Origin of the sequence: Reichenbachiella sp., assembly GCF_965223055.1 — a bacterium.
Lineage (GTDB): Bacteria > Bacteroidota > Bacteroidia > Cytophagales > Cyclobacteriaceae > Reichenbachiella.
In genome coordinates this window covers 1005082-1023034 of the sequence record NZ_CBDCVM010000012.1, presented here as the reverse complement: position 1 = coordinate 1023034, position 17953 = coordinate 1005082, and the positions used below count along the sequence as shown (strand labels likewise).

Annotated in this window: 14 protein-coding genes; 8 read left to right on the top strand and 6 right to left on the bottom strand. The window is 41.5% G+C overall.

Annotated elements, in window-relative coordinates; genetic code table 11:
- The 7 genes from ACOQO5_RS19845 to ACOQO5_RS19815 all read left to right on the top strand — a co-directional run.
- Positions 1–472 (top strand): hypothetical protein (locus ACOQO5_RS19845; RefSeq protein WP_420583427.1); only part of this gene is annotated, 472 nt, incomplete at its 5' end.
- Positions 473–531: 59 nt separating this feature from the next.
- Positions 532–882 carry a nuclear transport factor 2 family protein gene (locus ACOQO5_RS19840; RefSeq protein WP_420583426.1) on the top strand — a complete coding sequence of 117 codons (351 nt, stop codon included), beginning with the start codon at positions 532–534 and terminating at the stop codon, positions 880–882.
- An 81-nt stretch (positions 883–963) separates the two neighbouring features.
- Positions 964–1386, top strand: coding sequence for a hypothetical protein (locus ACOQO5_RS19835; RefSeq protein ID WP_420583425.1), 423 nt, complete (start codon positions 964–966; stop codon positions 1384–1386).
- Positions 1387–1668: 282 nt separating this feature from the next.
- Positions 1669–3051, top strand: a complete 1383-nt coding sequence (locus ACOQO5_RS19830; RefSeq protein WP_420583424.1) for a hypothetical protein — start codon at positions 1669–1671, stop codon at positions 3049–3051.
- 184 nt (positions 3052–3235) lie between these two features.
- Positions 3236–4312, top strand: a complete 1077-nt coding sequence (locus ACOQO5_RS19825) for a DKNYY domain-containing protein (RefSeq protein ID WP_420583423.1) — start codon at positions 3236–3238, stop codon at positions 4310–4312.
- A 729-nt stretch (positions 4313–5041) separates the two neighbouring features.
- Positions 5042–10090: an ELWxxDGT repeat protein gene (locus ACOQO5_RS19820; protein ID WP_420583422.1), complete on the top strand. Its 5049-nt coding sequence runs from the start codon at positions 5042–5044 to the stop codon at positions 10088–10090.
- Between the two features lie 3 nt (positions 10091–10093).
- Positions 10094–10528 carry a hypothetical protein gene (locus ACOQO5_RS19815; protein WP_420583421.1) on the top strand — a complete coding sequence of 145 codons (435 nt, stop codon included), beginning with the start codon at positions 10094–10096 and terminating at the stop codon, positions 10526–10528.
- 10 nt (positions 10529–10538) lie between these two features.
- On the opposite strand, the gene ACOQO5_RS19810 is transcribed toward ACOQO5_RS19815, so the two are convergent.
- The 3 genes from ACOQO5_RS19810 to ACOQO5_RS19800 form a co-directional block, all read right to left on the bottom strand.
- On the bottom strand, positions 10539–11537 hold the full coding sequence (locus ACOQO5_RS19810; protein WP_420583420.1) for a metal-dependent hydrolase: 999 nt from the start codon (positions 11535–11537) through the stop codon (positions 10539–10541).
- 13 nt (positions 11538–11550) lie between these two features.
- Positions 11551–12018, bottom strand: a complete 468-nt coding sequence (locus ACOQO5_RS19805; protein ID WP_420583419.1) for a hypothetical protein — start codon at positions 12016–12018, stop codon at positions 11551–11553.
- Between the two features lie 329 nt (positions 12019–12347).
- Positions 12348–13397, bottom strand: a complete 1050-nt coding sequence (locus tag ACOQO5_RS19800) for a S66 peptidase family protein (RefSeq protein ID WP_420583418.1) — start codon at positions 13395–13397, stop codon at positions 12348–12350.
- Between the two features lie 73 nt (positions 13398–13470).
- On the opposite strand from ACOQO5_RS19800, the gene ACOQO5_RS19795 reads away from it, so the two are divergent.
- Complete coding sequence (locus ACOQO5_RS19795; protein ID WP_420583417.1) at positions 13471–14169, top strand: SemiSWEET family transporter; 699 nt, start codon at positions 13471–13473, stop codon at positions 14167–14169.
- Positions 14170–14223: 54 nt separating this feature from the next.
- Here ACOQO5_RS19795 and ACOQO5_RS19790 read toward each other — a convergent pair whose 3' ends face one another.
- Genes ACOQO5_RS19790 through ACOQO5_RS19780 form a run of 3 tightly spaced genes read right to left on the bottom strand, consistent with a single transcriptional unit; the run spans position 14224 to position 17893 of the window.
- Complete coding sequence (locus tag ACOQO5_RS19790) at positions 14224–15060, bottom strand: DUF4625 domain-containing protein (RefSeq protein ID WP_420583416.1); 837 nt, start codon at positions 15058–15060, stop codon at positions 14224–14226.
- Between the two features lie 45 nt (positions 15061–15105).
- Positions 15106–17463 (bottom strand): TonB-dependent receptor, encoded by a 2358-nt coding sequence (locus tag ACOQO5_RS19785; protein ID WP_420583415.1) that lies wholly within the window; start codon positions 17461–17463, stop codon positions 15106–15108.
- 4 nt (positions 17464–17467) lie between these two features.
- Positions 17468–17893 (bottom strand): Fur family transcriptional regulator, encoded by a 426-nt coding sequence (locus tag ACOQO5_RS19780; protein WP_420583414.1) that lies wholly within the window; start codon positions 17891–17893, stop codon positions 17468–17470.
- Positions 17894–17953: the final 60 nt, after the last annotated feature.

The window sequence follows — 17953 nt, the reverse complement described above, 5'->3', positions numbered from 1 at the left end:
CAACGCTACTTTCGATCATCTGGATGAACACGACCTTTGGCACGATCGCCTGAGCCTGAAAATCTCCAGAAGAAAAGTAAACAAACCCATAGACGAAGCTTGTGCCTATCTGTACGGCGGCAGCTGGGGCTTAAGCTGGGAAGAAATATTTGATCAGTTCTACGAAAAAGTAGCCAGCAACAAGAAAACAGATTGGACTTCACTCAAAGAAGAACCTCTGAACTTCGCAGCCACCCGAGCCGAACATCTGATGGCCGATTATGTAGTCAATGCCCTCATCGTCCAGCAAATAGAAAATGAAAAAGGTTTTGACGGCGTGTGGGATTTTCTCAACTGTGGTCCTTTCGAAAAAGGAAACACCAACTACTATGCCGCACTGGAAAAACTAACTGGCATCTCACAAAAAGACTATAACAAAGCCATCTGGAAGTTGATCGACCAACAAAATCAATTGACCCTGGCGAACAACTAAGCTGAGATTCAATATTTATCTCATAGCTTTATAGTATTCATCAAATCAAAAGCTGTGACATGAGACCTAAAGAATTAATCAATCAGTGGATCGATCTATTCAACCAAGGAAATGCAGAGCAACTAGCTGAGCTCTATCATCTGGATGCAGTCAATCATCAGGTAGCCAACGAACCTGTAGAAGGTAAGGAAGCCATTCAGGCCATGTTTGCCGCAGAGTTTCAGGCGGCCGAAATGACCTGCATTCCTGAAAACTTGTTTGAAGATGGCGACTGGGCCATCCTCGAATGGAAAGACCCTATGGGACTGCGCGGCTGCGGCTTCTTCCATATCATTGACGACAAGATCAAGTTTCAGCGTGGCTATTGGGACAAGTTGTCTTTCATGAATTTGTACAATCCAAAAAATTGAAAACTTGATGCAACCTATTTGGGGGCATGTGCATCTGGGCTTTAGTTTTCAATTTATCCTATTCATAAAAACTCAAAAATTATGACGACTAACCTCACACCCCCCAAATGGAGACAACACATCATGCGCGTACTATTCTTACTGATTCTGGTAGGTTTAGGGCCTGACCATTGGGTGGCCGTATTTTCTCCTAGCCAAGTGCCAGACCCCATGTCCGGCGTTACGATAAGTTTTTATGCGGCCTTCGCATTTTTATGTCTTTTGGGGATTCGGTTTCCCTTAAAATTTATTCCCCTCCTCTTGATCCAGCTGGTGTACAAATCGGCGTGGGTCATAGGCACCTACTTACCCGCCAAAAACGCCGGCCTGCTCGACGACAACTACGAATCCTGGTTTTGGTCGATGGCTCCAGGCATTGTGATCGATCTGTTGGTTATTCCATGGGGGTATGTCTATCAGGAGTACCTCAAAGACTTTTTTGTTTGGAAAAAAGTTGCTGCATAGGGCGAATCATTCGCTTGCCTTATTGCTACACATTTACTACTTTGGGCATCGGTCTGGTCAGCAGCCAGTCGATGCCTGTTTTTTTTATTGCAGGTGATGAATACGCTAGCCTAACCGCAGCCATTCTGAGAAATAAAAATAAACTTTAAAAAAAGGCTTAACCGTTCTTTTTATTTGGATTGAGCTATGATTTTAAGCAAAATCAAATGATCAAAAACATAATATGGATAACACACATTGTGTTAGCCGCATGTTGTGCACCATCGAAAATTTTAGAGCTAAATGAAAAATATTGCGGGAGTAGGTTTTGAAATCCCAAGTGAAGATGATGATTATATCAGATTTGATGATACGACCTCTCTCTCAGATCATGACATTATTATTTTCTCTCCGAACATGGAGGACACATATTACAACTATGACCATGATGATTACGAAGGAAAGAGTTTGTACAATAAATCTTCTTCTTCAAGAATAATTGATCAAACAAAACATTGGCATAAAGAACTTAATAGCTTCCTTAAGAGTGGTAAAACACTATTTGTAATTCTTAAAGAAAAAAGGGACTTTTTTATTTATAGTGGGGAGAAAAGCTTTAGTGGTACAGGTAAAAGTCAAAGAACCACATTTCATGTCAGACCGCATTCCAATTATTCATTTATCCCATTCAACCTTAAAGTATCCAATGCTTCGGGAAAATTGATAAATGTAGAAAATTCGGTATTCACACCCTTTTTCAATGACTTTAAGGAATTTATAAATTACGAAGCATATATCGAACAAGAAGGATTAAATCCATTGTTCTCAACAAGAAACAAAGACAAAGTCCTTGGTGCTTATAGCAATGTTGAAAATGGGTTAATAATCTACTTACCTCATTTAGACTTCAATTCCGATTCCTTAACAAAGAATAACGAGGAATTCGAAGAAGAATGGAATTCGAAAGGATTGCAAGTTGGCAAAAGATTTATTCAATCGCTGATTAAGATCGAGAAATCCTTAAGAAAAGAAGAAGAAAAGACTCCAAAACCGACTTGGGTTGAAAATAAATCTTTCGCATTAAAACAGGCAGAAAAAACTAAAAAGCAAATAAACAATAACAATGAGAAGATTAAGATCCTTGAGAAATCTAACCAGAAGCTTCAAAAGGAATTAGAAGAACAAGAAAGTCTTAAAGACTTATTGTATGAAACTGGTAAACCACTAGAACAGGCAGTGATTAAGGCCTTAAAAATTCTAGGGTTTGAGGCCGAAAATTATGATGATGGAACTCTTGAGCTTGATCAAGTTATCATTGGCCCTGAAAACATAAGATACATTGGGGAATGCGAAGGAAAGGATAAAAAGGATATTGATATTGGGAAGTTTAGACAACTTCTTGATGCTCTTAGTGAAGATTTTGAAAGAGAAGAAATCGAAGAAAAAGCCTTTGGATTACTTTTTGGAAATCCTAAAAGGTTTACTGAACCTGACAAAAGAGGTTCGGGTTTCACTACTAAATGTATTACAGGTGCAGAACGGGAAAAGATTGGGTTAATAAAGACCAGCTCATTGTTTGATGCATGCAGACGAATTATCGAACAAAAAGATGATGGTTACAAGTTGAAATGTAGAAATGCAATATTTGAACAACTTGGTGGACTCATTGAGTTTCCTAAAAAATAAAACGGTGCCCCCACTGGCGCAAGTTTAGCGAAGCGTAACTTGTGACTTTTCACTTCATACGGCATCTCTCCACTAACTCTAAGGTGAGTGAAAAAAACGAATAAGAAGGCTACTTGAAGCCATCCCTTTCTATAAATTTGACGCTCTAGTCAAATACATACCCATCACAATAAATCAACCACATATGTCAACCTTTAGCATTGGAGTTATCATCACTGTAGTCATCGCCGGATTGCTGCTGTTTGTAGCCTGCAGACCTTTTTCAGGACCGGTCGATGAGGCTCTTTCGGACAACTACTACTACAATCGTGACAAAAGTGCGGTCCAGTACAGCCCCATGGGCAACTGGTTTGAGCTGGGCAATACCAAGATGAATGCTGATGTGGCTTCCTTTCAAGTACTTGGGCGAGATTATGCCAAAGACAAGGACAAAGTGTATTACAAAGACGAGGACATCACCGCTCAGGTCGACCATGCTACCTTTCATGTCGACGACTACCTGGGCTTTGATAAGGCTCATGTCTATGTTCCGCAAGAAATTGCTCACGGGCGAATGTCCGACCAACCCATGCCCAAAGAAACCATGCTCAGGATAGAAGGTGCCAACCCTGCCACCTTTGAACTGATTGATTATGACTGGAGCAAGGATGATCAAATGTACTTTTACAACTACCGACCCATAGCAGTGGACTATGCGTCCTTCGAAGTGCTCAATAACGTATGCAGCAAAGACAAAAACGAAGTCTTCTTGCACAAGCAACATGAGATTATTTCTTCTCCCATAGATGTCGCTAGTGCGCGGGTGATAGACGACCACTACGTCGCGGACAAGGACTATATCTATTCGTTTAAGAATTGGATCGAAGACATGGACGACGCCTTGATCAAGATACCTGTGAAGGATCTTGAAACCATCAAAGTCTTGAAGCATGATTACTTGCTGGTAGATGACAAGGTATATCATGACAACAAGCTCATGCCTATGGCAGATAGGGCTACTTTCAAGCTTTGGAAGGACACTTATTATGCTGCCGACAAAAACTACATTTATTATTCAGACCACCCCATGGAAGGAGCAGATGTAGAGACTTTTTATGTGTATGATTATCCAGCGTACACCAAAGACAAAAACCAGGTATATTTCGATGGCAAAGTGTTGGAAGGGGTTGATCTGGAGACATTCGGTCCTAAGGATGAAGATGGCTTTTTGTTTAAAGACAAGAATCATGTGTATAGAGGAGGCGAGGTTGTGACGGATTAAATCTACTGCAATGATGCAAACTCTTTTCTTTCAACCTCATTGATTAAAATGGGAATAGAAAACTTTGATGATCAACATATAATTTTCCTAACCGAAGCTTTCCGTTCATTTCATCTTTGATGAAGAAACGAATCAAAGAAGTCAAGGCATTCATTTCTTAACGCTTTTCTCAACTCAAAATCAGGGAATAAAAGAAACTCGCCCAAATCAATTGATAAATGAAACACTACTTGATTGATGGTCTCAGACAGCCTTTTATTTCTTTTCTAATTATGAGTTGAGAAAAACTAAAATGAATGAAAGCCGACCTACCCAATACAAATCCACTGTTTAAGCGAAGCGACGACCCGCCGAAGCAGTTTGGATTTAAGTGCAGTAAAAAGCTGAATTTTAGCAGTTTATCCGTTCACCACTGAGATCACAGCCTAGGTTTATTTTCCCAAAGTATTCTGAAAAATGAGGCTGTAGCAAGTATCAATTCAAAAAATGGTTCGTAAACTATTTAGTGTAATTCACAAAGTTTTTCACTCCATTCATAAAGAATCAATCATTTAATGATTCTGCTACTAGTAACTTCAGTAGATCTACAGTACATCTAATGGTTGAATTGGATTAACCACCAAAAGCACCATTAATCGATCCACTCAAAGCAGAACTTACCAAAACTTCAGCAGGTGCGGTCATTTCAGTGTTATTCGCCTATGGTCAGATGATGAAATCAAAATGAAAATGAAAAAAGCACAGGTATTCTCAGCAACAGCAGCAATTATAAACTTGAGGAAAGTAGATAAGCACAAACCATTCTCCAATCGAGCATTGAAGGTGATCATGGGGTTATTGATTCTCTACTTTCACACGCCATTCTTGGCATCGGCTCAGCTCTCTTTGTTAAAAGACATCAATCAAACACCAAACACTACACCTTACTCAATCGCCGATATTTCGAGTAGTCCTATGAAATTCTTTGAATCTGGTGGGTGGATTTATTTTACAGCGATCGGCTCTGAAGGGAGAGAGCTTTGGAAAACGGACAAGACTCCTAATGGAACAGTCTTGGTCAAGGACATTAACCCTGGCCCAGCTCCATCCGACCCAAAAGGATTCTTTGAATTTGGTGGTGAGGTATACTTTTTAGCCAATGACGGCATCTATGGTGTGGAATTGTGGAAAATGGACGGAACTACTGATGGAACCACATTGGTGAAAGATATCAACCCCGGTATCGCGAATGGGCCTGTATATTGTGATTACTGTGGCGATGCCAAGTCATTTATAGAAATGAACGGAAAATTTTATTTCACTGCCAACAATGGAGCACAAGGGAATGAACTGTGGGAGTCTGATGGTACTGAATCGGGAACTCAATTGGTCAAAGACATCAATCCAGGATCTAACAGCGCGAGTCCATCTCAATTCGTCTTTTACGACAATAAGATTTTTTTTACAGTCTATTTGCCATCCACTGGAAATGAACTTTGGTATTCAGATGGAACAGCAGCAGGAACGCACATGCTCATGGAAATGGTACCGGGATCTAGTGGAGGTAATCCTAATCATTTAACCGTGGTAAATGGTCAACTCATTTTCACGGCATCTGATAGTTCCAATGATTACGAGCTCTATAAAACTGATGGTACTCCAGAAGGGACAGAACTAATCCTAAATATCAATCCATCCACCTCTTCTTCTCCAAATTTCTTCACCCCGATGAACGATGTATTGTATTTTTATGCCAATGATGGCACCCATGGTAACGAGCTTTGGAAAAGTGACGGTACCACTGCCGGCACCGTTCTGGTCAAAGACGTCGAACCAGAAGCCAATAGTTCCTATCCAGATAAATTTGTGGTATCAAACGGTACCTTGTATATGCGAATCCATACCTCTGCCCACGGCAGTGAACTATGGAAAAGTGACGGCACGGAAGCCGGAACTGTTTTGGTCAAAGACATCGTAGCTGGTCCTGGTACTTCAAATGTGCAACAAGTCGCTGCAGCCGATGGTATCGTTTACTTTTCGGCATCGGTATCAGGAGCTGGTATTGAATTGTGGAAGAGCGATGGAACAGAGGGAGGTACGGTTCAGGTAAAAGATATCAATCCAGGCAACGATAACTCTTATCCTTCTTCATTTCTTGCATCTGGTAGTTCAGTAGTATTCTCGGCACAAGTCGACGATTCGGGCTATGAGCTTTGGATATCTGATGGCACTGAAGGTGGCACTCAGATCATCAAAGACATATTAGAACCCAGCGAAGGTTCTTTGACAGGTTTTCACAAGAGAGTGGGATCCAACGTTATTTTCACCGCTGATGATGGAGTCAATGGCAATGAACTATGGATCACTGATGGAACAACAATCGGTACCACCATGATTAAAGACATTTCCCCTGGCGCTAGTTCGTCTTCCTTCAATCAGTTTACTGAATTCAACGGGCTCTTATATTTTCATTGTAACAATGACCTTTGGCGATCCGATGGTACCGAGTCCGGCACTTACGAATTGATAAATGGGGGTATTGGATATAGCATGGCAGGCGCGTCAGGTTCTATATTCTTCGCCAGGTATGACCCAACTAATGGCAATGAACTATGGAAAAGTGATGGCACAATTCCTGGCACTGTAAAAGTGAAAGACATAGATGCTACAGGCACGAATTCTTCGCCAAATAATCTGACCAATGTCAACGGAACTCTTTTCTTTACCGACAATGATGGCGTAAATGGCACGGAACTTTGGAAAAGTGATGGTACGGAAGAGGGAACTCAGCTCGTTAAAAATATTAACCCAAGTACTGGAAGTGTTTATAGTTTCAGACTGTTTTCAGCCATTGGCAATACATTATTTTTCTATGCCGACGATGGCGTCAATGGTACTGAATTATGGAAGAGTGATGGCACTGATGCAGGTACTGTTCTGGTCAAGGATATTTATCCAGGTTCTTCTGGTTCATTCTTTTCACACCGACATGCAGTTAAGGATGGTAAATTATACTTCGGTGCCAATTCTCCAGGTAAAGGGCAGGAATTGTGGGTAACAGATGGAACATCCGATGGTACCGCTTTAGTCAAGGATATCGTACCCGGTGGCACCGCCTCCGGACCTGACTTGTATATGGAATTAGGAGGGCAATTGTATTTTGTAATCAACAAACCAAATGGTCAGAATTATCTATGGACGACAGACGGCACAACAGACGGTACGGTTGAAATCACACATTTAGGAGTCAGATATATGCAATCACTAATTGTAGGCAACAATGTGGCCTATTTTGTAGGTGAACCTAACTTCGCTTGGAGAACTTGGCGAACCGATGGGACAGTAGCAGGTACTTTTGGTGTTTCAGATGATGAAGCGTATACCATGGATATTATCAGTGGAGATGAGGCTTTGATAAATGTGGTAAACAAAACCAAAGGAAGGGAGCTTTACAAATACACTCCCGAACCTAAGATACCAGAAATAACAATATTGAGAACCTATGACGAGCTACAAACCTCAGACAGTTACGATTATGGAACGGTTGAGACATTGTCCAACGAAGGTGGTGTTGGGTTTGCCATAAAAAATTCCGGAAATGCCAACTTATTAATTAGTGATATTTCGATTTCAGGGACCCATGCCGCTGATTTTACGCTAAACCAATCACAAACTGCTGACAAAATACACCCGGGTGCAGCCACAACGTTCTCTATCTCATTTTCACCTCAAGCATTAGGCGCCAGGAACGCCAAGGTGACCATCCTTTCTGACGATGACGATGAAGCTACATTTGAAATTGATTTGTTCGGTGAAGGAATTCCTCAATCTCAAATCATTACTTTTTTGCCGCTCGATGAAAAAAACTATGGCGACGCCAACTTCAATCTAACAGCCACGGCCTCTTCCAATTTAGCAGTAACCTATGTCAGTAGCAATGAAGCTGTGGCCACGGTGGTAAATCAGACTGTAACTATTGTCGGTGTAGGAGAAACCAACATTACTGCTTCTCAAATTGGAGGTGGTATTTATTCCGCAGCCGATGATGTAATACAAAAGCTGACCGTCAATAAACGTGACCTGATGGCCAAAGCGAATAGCACAAGTAAAATTTATGGAGAAGCTAACCCAACATTTACAATATCCTACACTTCATTTGTAAATGATGATGATGCCGCATCTATTGCCGTACCTCCGCTGATATCCACAAGCGCGGACGAATTAAGTTCGGTGGGTGAATATGACATCAATCTATCGGGTGGTAGCGACGAGAATTACAATATTATCCTTGAAGAAACAAAAGGTATTTTGACGATAGATAAGAAAGAGCTCCACGTAAAAGGTCAAGATGCCAGTAGAATCTATGGAGAAGATGATCCTGAGTTTGAATTAGCCTACACTGGTTATATCAATGACGATGATGAAGATGATCTGGAAGAATTACCAGTAGCCTACACACTCACAGATGCTACAACCTCTGTGGGCGACTACGACATTTTAATTTCTGGAGGGTTAGACAATAACTACACTATAGTTCAGGACATCAACACTGGAACACTATCCATTGAGCAAGCGAGTCAGGAGATTATGTTCGCCGAATTGCCTACCAAATACCTTAGTGACCCAGATTTTAATTTGACTGCCACCTCAACTTCAAGTCTTAATGTCACATACAACAGCAGCAATTTGGCTGTAGCCACCATCACCAATGGAGTAGTCCATTTGGTGGGACCAGGTATCACAACGATTACCGCTTCACAGGCGGGTAACCAGAACTTTTCTGCAGCCACAGACGTAATGCAGCAACTGAGTGTAAGTGTATTACAAACCATAACATTTAATGAATTAGAGTCAGTGACTTTTGGCAAGGAGCCATTTTCACTTGAGGCCAATGCGACCTCTTCCCTCGAAGTAGTATTCACAAGCGAAGACCCCACTGTAGCCAGTATATCCGGGAAGACAGTCACTATCGTAGGTGCCGGTACAACCACGATCACTGCCAGTCAACCAGGCAATGAAGACTACGAACCGGCAGCCGCTGTAGCACGCCAATTAACGGTGAAAAAAGCTGAACAAACAATTACTTTTGACCAGACATCAGATCAGCTAGAAGGTGGTTCAGATTTTAATCTATCGGGTTCTTCCACGTCAAATCTTACATTGGCATTTAGCTCTCCATCGGATAAAATCACCATTGATGGCGATATTGTAACTATACTCGCTCCAGGAAGGTTGACAATTACAGCTAGCCAACCAGGTAGTAACAATTACCTGGCAGCCGAGCCCGTAGAACAATCCATATGCATCAACCCTCTTGCGCCGACCATATCAACTGACCTATCCGACATCACAGCTCCGGTACTTACCTCCAGTGCAACATCCGGAAACCAATGGTATTTCAACAGTGAACCCATCTCTGGAGCTACTTCTTCATCCTTAATTGTTGATGCAAGAGGCGTTTTTCAAGTTTTATATGCTGTAGATGATTGTATGAGTGAATTGTCTGAGGCCAAATCTTTCATAGTTACCGAGACCCCACCAAACAAACCCATGCAAAAAGAGGTTCAATTATTCCCTAATCCGGTTGATGAGGTCTTGTCCATAGCTCTCAACGGATTTGATACCAGTTCAGAAGTACAGATTAATATTCTGGATGGAACAGGTAAACTTAGGCAAGCAATAAGAAGTAATGGAGGCCTGGTATTGTCTTTAACCATACATGACTTTGCCCCCGGCCTGTATATGGTTCAAATGTCTCAAGGTCAGCATTTTCAGCAAGTCAAATTTTTAAAAAAATAACCTATGACTAATATTTTCAAAACATATTTATTGATAGCCACCCTGCTAATCTGTAGTGTATCTTGTACTGATGAAGAACTTTCGAAAGAGGAAATAACCAAGCAAAAATTAACTGAATCGCCTTGGGGGGACCCGGTGGTGTTGGTTGATGGTGTAGACGAGTCAGCCACGTATCTTGATTTCAGCATTGATTTTTCCGATGGAACTTATACCAGCGAAAATGGCGAACCCATCTGGGCGAGCTCCGGTACTTGGGAATTTAAGGACAACACCGGGAGTGTAATGATTTTAGATGGAGATCTTGAAGTCACCGTGAATGCCGTAGATGCAGAATCACTTGAACTAGCCTTGCAATGGGAACAAACCACATTTGAATTAGAAGGAAGAACCCGTTCAATTTTCGGTAGACATCTTTTTTTTATGAGAAAAATGAGATAATGAAATGGTTTTAATTCCCTTTCATTCGCTTCCACAATTCAGCCAGTAGTTTTTTGCCATCCCGTTTACTTTTAGGCACTTCGGTAAATGTGACCTGACCAGACTTGGCTACTTCGATGCGATAACTAAATACGAAATCTTGCGCTTGAGGCTGTAGACTTAAGAGACCAAATCGTAAATCATTGAAATATAACTGTCCTTCTTTTTGACTGATGATGTACCACCCTTCGGAGATGGCAATCATTCGCTGAACGGGTGCTTCGTCTATCAATTCCCCTAATAGCTGATGATTTTTTGGATAGGATTCAAAGGTGATCGGCTGTGAGTCAAGTAAGGAATAGTTTGCCAACAGATAAGCGTCTTCCGTTTCTACATTGGCACTCCACAGGATCGTATTCATGGGAGATGGTCTGGTGTCTAATTCGGCGTAGTCAATGTGCTGCGCCTCTAGTGCTACTTCAAACTGCCTATAGGCCAACCCCTTCAGTAGAAAAGTAAGCAGCAGGTAACCCGAGCTCACATACAGTCCCATCCGATTGTAAAACTGGCGCTTAGGATTCGTTCGTTTTTGAATCATTGCTAAAATCAAAAACACCAAGAAAGGCAAGGTGTACAGAGGATCGATTACGAAGATGGTTTTGAATGCCAGTCTCAAATCGAAAGGCCAAAACAGCTGAGTGCCCCAGGTGGTGTGTGCATCGAGGATGGGGTGAGTGATAAACGCCCAGAAGAATAGCCAAGACCAGCTTTTGTAATCCTTTAGCTTTTCATAGCGAGACAACAGCCACCCAAAAACGGGTGCGAAAACCACAGAAAACACTATGGAGTGCGTGAACCCACGATGAACGGCCAGTGCAGTAACCGTATCCGTAACATGCGAAGCCAGTACATCCAGGTCCGGTATGGTTCCGGCGATGGCACCATAGAGCATGGCTTTGTTGCCTACCTTTATTCCTAATACCGCTTCGCCTACGGCCGCCCCTAATACGATTTGAGTTACTGAATCCATGAGTTAAAATTCTTTAGGAACCTGAAGAATCCTTTTTAGCAATGGCCAAGATCAAAAACAGCAAAGACAAACATTCTATGACGATCCTGCCCCAATGCCAATTGGCCCAGGTGACCAATTCATTTTTTAATTCTATTTCGCTGAAGGCAGACTGAAAGAAGGCTTGATTTGTGGATTTGAAGTAGATATAAAAACAGGAAACAAACAAAATAGCCAGCACAGTGGAAACCATGGCAAAGCGGAATCCTGGAGATTGGGTTTTATAAAAGTAAATGGATATCCCAATAGGAATCAAAAGCGCGATAATTGTCAGAATGGTATAAAAACGATTGATCGTCGGGCCAAATGTCTGATAGTAGTCGTAAAAATCACTCGAGGACATGGATTGCCAATATGGCACCAGTAGTGCGCCTTCTGTAACTTGGCTTCCTACAAATATTGAAAATACGGTTACAAGAAGGTAATTAGTTTGTTTTTTCATAGTTCGCATGAGCTATTGTTTGTTGTAAGAATGAACCAAGCAAGTGTATAAAACCCATACGTCTATTTATTGACCGCTATCAAGGTATTCATTATTACCTTTTCAGGTAATAGGTAAACTCATTTGCAATAGAAGCACTTTTGATGAAAACCATCCTGTGTAAAAGCAACAATATTTCAAAAAATTGGTTGATTACGGGTATTATATGGCATATAATTAAACCCGTCAGGCCCGTGGACTTAGAATTTAAGCAAGGAGAACCTAAGCATTATACATAAGGGGAATATCATATTCCGCTGTGCTACATTCGCAATGACCACTTGATCGAATCAATGTACCCCACTCTCCAACAACTTCAAACTCCCTTTTTCGACATCCAACTCGGCCTGTACACCAAAAGGCAATGTAGCATTGTCATCGATATGGCCAATAGGCAAACCATAACTTACAGGTATCTTAAAATTGCCAAACCTGTCTTTCAAGACATTTTCAAGACTGGTGGACAACGCAAAATCAGGATCGGTGGGTTTTGTTTCACAACCTCGGAATACACCCATGGCTATACCCCTGGCATTCGCCAGCTTGCCGGAATTAAGCAGCTGCGTCAGCATGCGATCCACACGATAGGGTGACTCCCCTATTTCTTCTATGCATACAATTTTGTCCCTAAAATCAATATCATAAGGTGTGCCCATCATGGAACACATGAGACTGAGGTTGCCGCCAACCAGGGCACCTTGAGCCACTCCACTAACCATAGGCAAATATTGAAACGCAGGATCCTTATTTTCCTCCCACGCCTTAGGTCTTTCAATCTTTGGTGCTTTGCCTTTCATCAGTACCTGCTCAAATCCCTTTTCGGTAAATTCTGAATATTCTGAAGCCCCAACAGGGCCATGAAAACAAACCAATCCTGTCTTTTGGTGAATACCATACAGCAAAGCGGTGATGTCACTATAGCCGATCATTACTTTCGGGTTGGCTTTGATTAGATCATAATTGATATCGGGCAACAGCCGACCGGAACCATAGCCACCTCGGGCGCAGACGATCCCATCTATGTTTGGATCTTCGAACATTTGGTGTAGATCGTTGAGTCGCTGCTGATCGGTGCCGGCTAAAAAGCCTTTGCGCACACTCATATTGTCCGTGTACTGCACTTCAAAGCCCAAGTTCTCCAGATTCGCCACCGCCTTTTCAAAGGCTTGCCTGGTCACGGCACTCGCCGGGGTGATTAGCCCAATTGTATCTCCTTTTTTGAGCGCTTTGGGTTTAATTAATGATAGCCCCTCATTGGTTTCAGCATTTGCTGCATTTAAGGTCAGCATAGTAGCCGCAGAGGCCACTGCTGATTTTTTGACAAAACTTCTTCGATCCATGGGATCGAAAATAAGGAAATCAGACAGCATTTGGTCATATATTTTACAATAAGAGAATGAAATATAAATTCTTATGTCAGATTTGCGTCACATCATTCTTATTGATTTCATGATAGATATTTCACCGCTTTTTGGTTATGCTGCTGTAGCACTTACGATTTCTAGCTTTGTTCCTCAAGTTTGGCAATCATTGAAAACCCGTTCTGTGGAAGATCTTTCACTGTGGACATTGATCATTTTCGTATGTTCGTCTAGCTGTTGGTTGACCTATGGTGTTCTCATATTCGATATACCTATTATCCTGACCAATACCATTGTATTCACCTTACAAATGGCTTTACTAGTTTTAAAATTGAAGCACAATGGGCCTCGCCAACCTAAAACAAAAATTGAGCATGTGGCCATATGGGTAAAGGATTTGGAAATAATGAGTGCGTTTTATTCAAAATACTTTCAAGCAGAAAAGGGAAATAGATATGAAAATCCTTCTAAAAATTTCTCGTCTTACTTCCTTCGATTTGATCATCGAAAGACCCGCATCGAATTAATGCACAACCCTGAATATTTGCCAAAAATTGAGGAAGGATATAAATTCAATGGTCTGGCGCACTTAGCTTTTTCAGTTGGCAATAGACAACATGTAGACGAACTAACTAATCATTTGAGAGAAGACGGCTATACCGTACTTGGAGAACCCAGAACTACAGGTGATGGCTACTATGAAAGTGTAGTTGCCGATCCTGAAGGAAATGCCATTGAGATTACGATCTAAAAAAAAGAGGGCTATGAGCCCTCTTTTTTAACCTAACCGTATAAAAACGATCATTTAATCAAAATGAATTTCTATAGCATTTCGGCTGATGTTTCCATCTTCATCTGTCGCGCGAACGATCAAATACAAATGCTCTCCTTCTTCTAATTCGTCCAGATCAGATTGACTTACAACGATAGATTCGTTTGCCAACAAGTCCTGCAACATAACAGATGTCTCTCCCTCTACTTCATATTCTTCTTCAAAGATTTCATCTTCGAGCACACGGCCATGGTCATGTCCTTCATGATCACTTTCTTCTTCCATATGACCAACTACAACTTGAACATGATCTAATTTTCCAGACTCACTTTCTACCTCGCCATAAATGGCTAGAGCTTCACCCACTACGCCTTCTAGTTCTTCAATTTCTATGTCACTGTCATCAGTAAAATGAATATGAGGGGCATCTTCACTCGTAATCCATATTTCAATTTCAACATTAGAATCATCTTGAAATGATGTAGCATTTCCAGCTGCATCAATAGCTTGCACGATGAAGTGATAAGGTCCGGCAGTGGCAGTTGCTGGAATTTCAATTTCCTGATGCATATGTACATCTGTACCTTCTGTCTCATAGCTTTCGCTAAAATTGAATTTTTCTAAAGTTCTGCCATGTGCATGCCCATCAAAATTATCATGTATTGTAATACTATAAGTAGCCAAATCCACATCATCTTCCAGGTCTCCATGTACTTCCATGGTGCTCCCAGCTGCAATAGACTCTCCACTAACAGGGTCTTCTAAAGTAATAACAGGAGCTGTTGTATCTACTACATCATTATCATCTTCACAAGAAAACAACGCAGGCACAATTAAAATGGCCATCAGCCAAATTTTCATCTTTTTCATTTGAGTATTTTATAATGCAACAATATTGCAATATTAATACTAATGTTACTTAATTGCAAAAGGTATTTGAAAGGAAATCACAAAGTTTCTGCCCTGCTCGGGTAAGTTGAGCAAACGATACCGGCTCAAATGGTTGAAATACTTTTTGTCCAATAAATTTTGCGCTGAAAACGCCAGTTGACCTATCGTATTTTCGCCTAATCGGAGTCCCATGCCTACATTCATCCCTAGCAACCAATAACCAGGCGTGGTGTTCTCATTTCTATCCACTCGATTTTGGTCAAACACCCATTTGACATTGGTTCCCAAATGTATGTCTTCAAAGAAAGAATGATTTATTTCAAAGCCATATTCCAACTCAGTATAGAGCGATCCAGGAGGTGTAAACGGTAGTGGCAGTTTAGTATCCAGATTGTAATTGTAGACAAATTCATAAGCTGCTCTCCAGTGCAAAGCTTCAATTGGGTGATACTCCATGGCAATTTCTGTACCTGCAAAGAACGCATCATTCTGTCGATACTGATAAATCTGACCACTTTCAGCAGGCAAAAAAGGATTGAAGCCCGATGAAAACTGAGTCGTGGCTGCGAGGTAGATAAAGTCCTTGAAATAAGAAGTAAAAGGAGTAACAACTAAGCTAAAATCTCTTTCTTGATAACTTAAACTAAAGTCAAACTGCACCCCTCGCTCAGTAGTCAAATTGCTATCTCCCAGTTCATACCTGAACGTACCATGATGCAATCCATTAATAGAGAGTTCATTAGGCGACGGAACGCGATAGCTGGTGCCCAGGTTCGTTTTCAGATTGAGCTGTTCGCTTGGATAATAGGACAAACCCAGTGCTCCGGAAACATTAAAATACGTTCGATTAATATCTTCATTGTACTGAAAAAAATCCGTGCCGTCGGACTCACTATAATCAGTGATATCTCTGATGGCATAGTCTACTCTCATCCCCCCAGTAGCAGTGAAGCGTTTGGCCCAGCTATATTCTTCATACAAAAACAATCCAAAATTGCTACTTCTGAACTCAGGCAATAAAAAAGCAAAACCGTCCCAGTCGTGCCACTGGTACTGTCCCTGAAGACCAATTATTCTAGTATGTGATTCAGAAGCTTGCCAGAAATAACGAGAATTGACACTTAGAGTCTGCAGGTCCAAGCCATGCTCCAACGTACCGTCCGGCCCTTCTTCCTGACCGTGAGCAGTTGGGTCAGAGTGCTCTTCCCGCTGGTTTCGTTGATAGCCCCAATCCATTTCAAGCCACCGCTTGCCAATCAGTATATTAGAATTAGAAGCCACCTTCAAGTGATTAGTTTTCTGATAAGGGATATCGATATTTCGATACGAACCATCATGCTCCAATTGATAAGACCTTGGGATTCCTACGGCACCTACAAACAACCCAGCTCTTTGATTGAAATTGCTCACCGTGAGTGTAGAATACCCCCAATTCTTTTTGATCCCCGACATCAAGGTGAAGTTTCTTTCCTTACCTGCAGTATTTTTTAGGCGTTCATTGTAAATAGGAAGGGTATATCCATTGTAGGTAAATTGGTCAGCTGGCACTTTATAATCACCAAAATCTTGCGTACTAAATCTTCCACGGTACACCCAATCATTCTTTTTGCCTTGTACCACCGTAGATGTACCAAATAGGTGGTTGTTAGATTTGTATATTCCTTGTATGGAGCCTTCTATTTCCTTGTCTTGCGGTATTGCCGGTGGGAAAATATTTATAACTCCTCCCAAACCATCGGATCCATACATCAACGAGCCTGGCCCTTTGATCACCTCCACCCTTCCCGGTTCGAACATGTCAATTTCCAGTCCATGGTCAGTTCCCCATTGTTGGCCTTCTTGTTTCACTCCTTTGTCGTTTACTATCACACGATTGAAACTCATCCCTCTGATCACAGGCTTGGAAATACCTACCCCGGTATTGATTGCGCTGATACCTGGAATATCTTCTAAGGAATTAACGAATGTTCCTTTTCTATTTTTTGCCAAAAACTCCGCATCCAATATCTCCATGGCCAGCGTTTGCTCTTTCGGTCCGGTTTTATAGTGATTAGATTCAACGACAATCTCGCTCAATTCCAAAGTCGTACTCTCGAGATATATGGTCAGGTTTTCATTCTGTCTCACACTTTTGACCATAGTGCGAGCTTTAAATCCCATGTAGCTAATATGCAAGTGGTAAGTAGCCGGACGGATACCTTCAAACAAAAACTTCCCATCGATATCCGTGACTTTAGTGACGTCCAGTTCATGGATGCTCACAATCGCTCCAGGCAATGGTTCCTTATTTTCCGTATCATACACCACTCCAGTCAACTGCACCTGAGACCAGCCAGCTGTTTGGATCATCAGCCCTACAATCAACCCAAAAACATATTTCATGATCTTACCCCGCGTTACAAGTTCCACAAACGCCATTGACTATAACGTCTACTGCACCCATCTTATAATCTTGTGGAAGGTGGATATTGGGCAATGCTATAGACTCCTCAATGCATTCCAATTGACCACATGAATTACATTTGAAATGGAGGTGGTCATGATGATGTTCGTCGGGGCTACAGGTATCGAAACAAATTCCATAGGATGCAATGCCGCTGTCACTGGGGATTTTATGCAGAACACCACTATCAATAAAACTATGAAGCGTTCGATAGAGCGTTACGCGATCGTAGGCAGTCAATTCCTCTTCCAAATCCCTTTGTGAAAGTGCCTGCTTCCTGTTGATAAACAGATCCAACACATCCAAGCGACAGTCCGTAACCCGCAATCCGTGTCTTTTAAGTATTTCCTTACGTCCCTTTGTTTCCATGTATGCAAAGATAGCTTACTTGCAATTCAATTGCATTACTGAAATAAATATTTTTAAGCC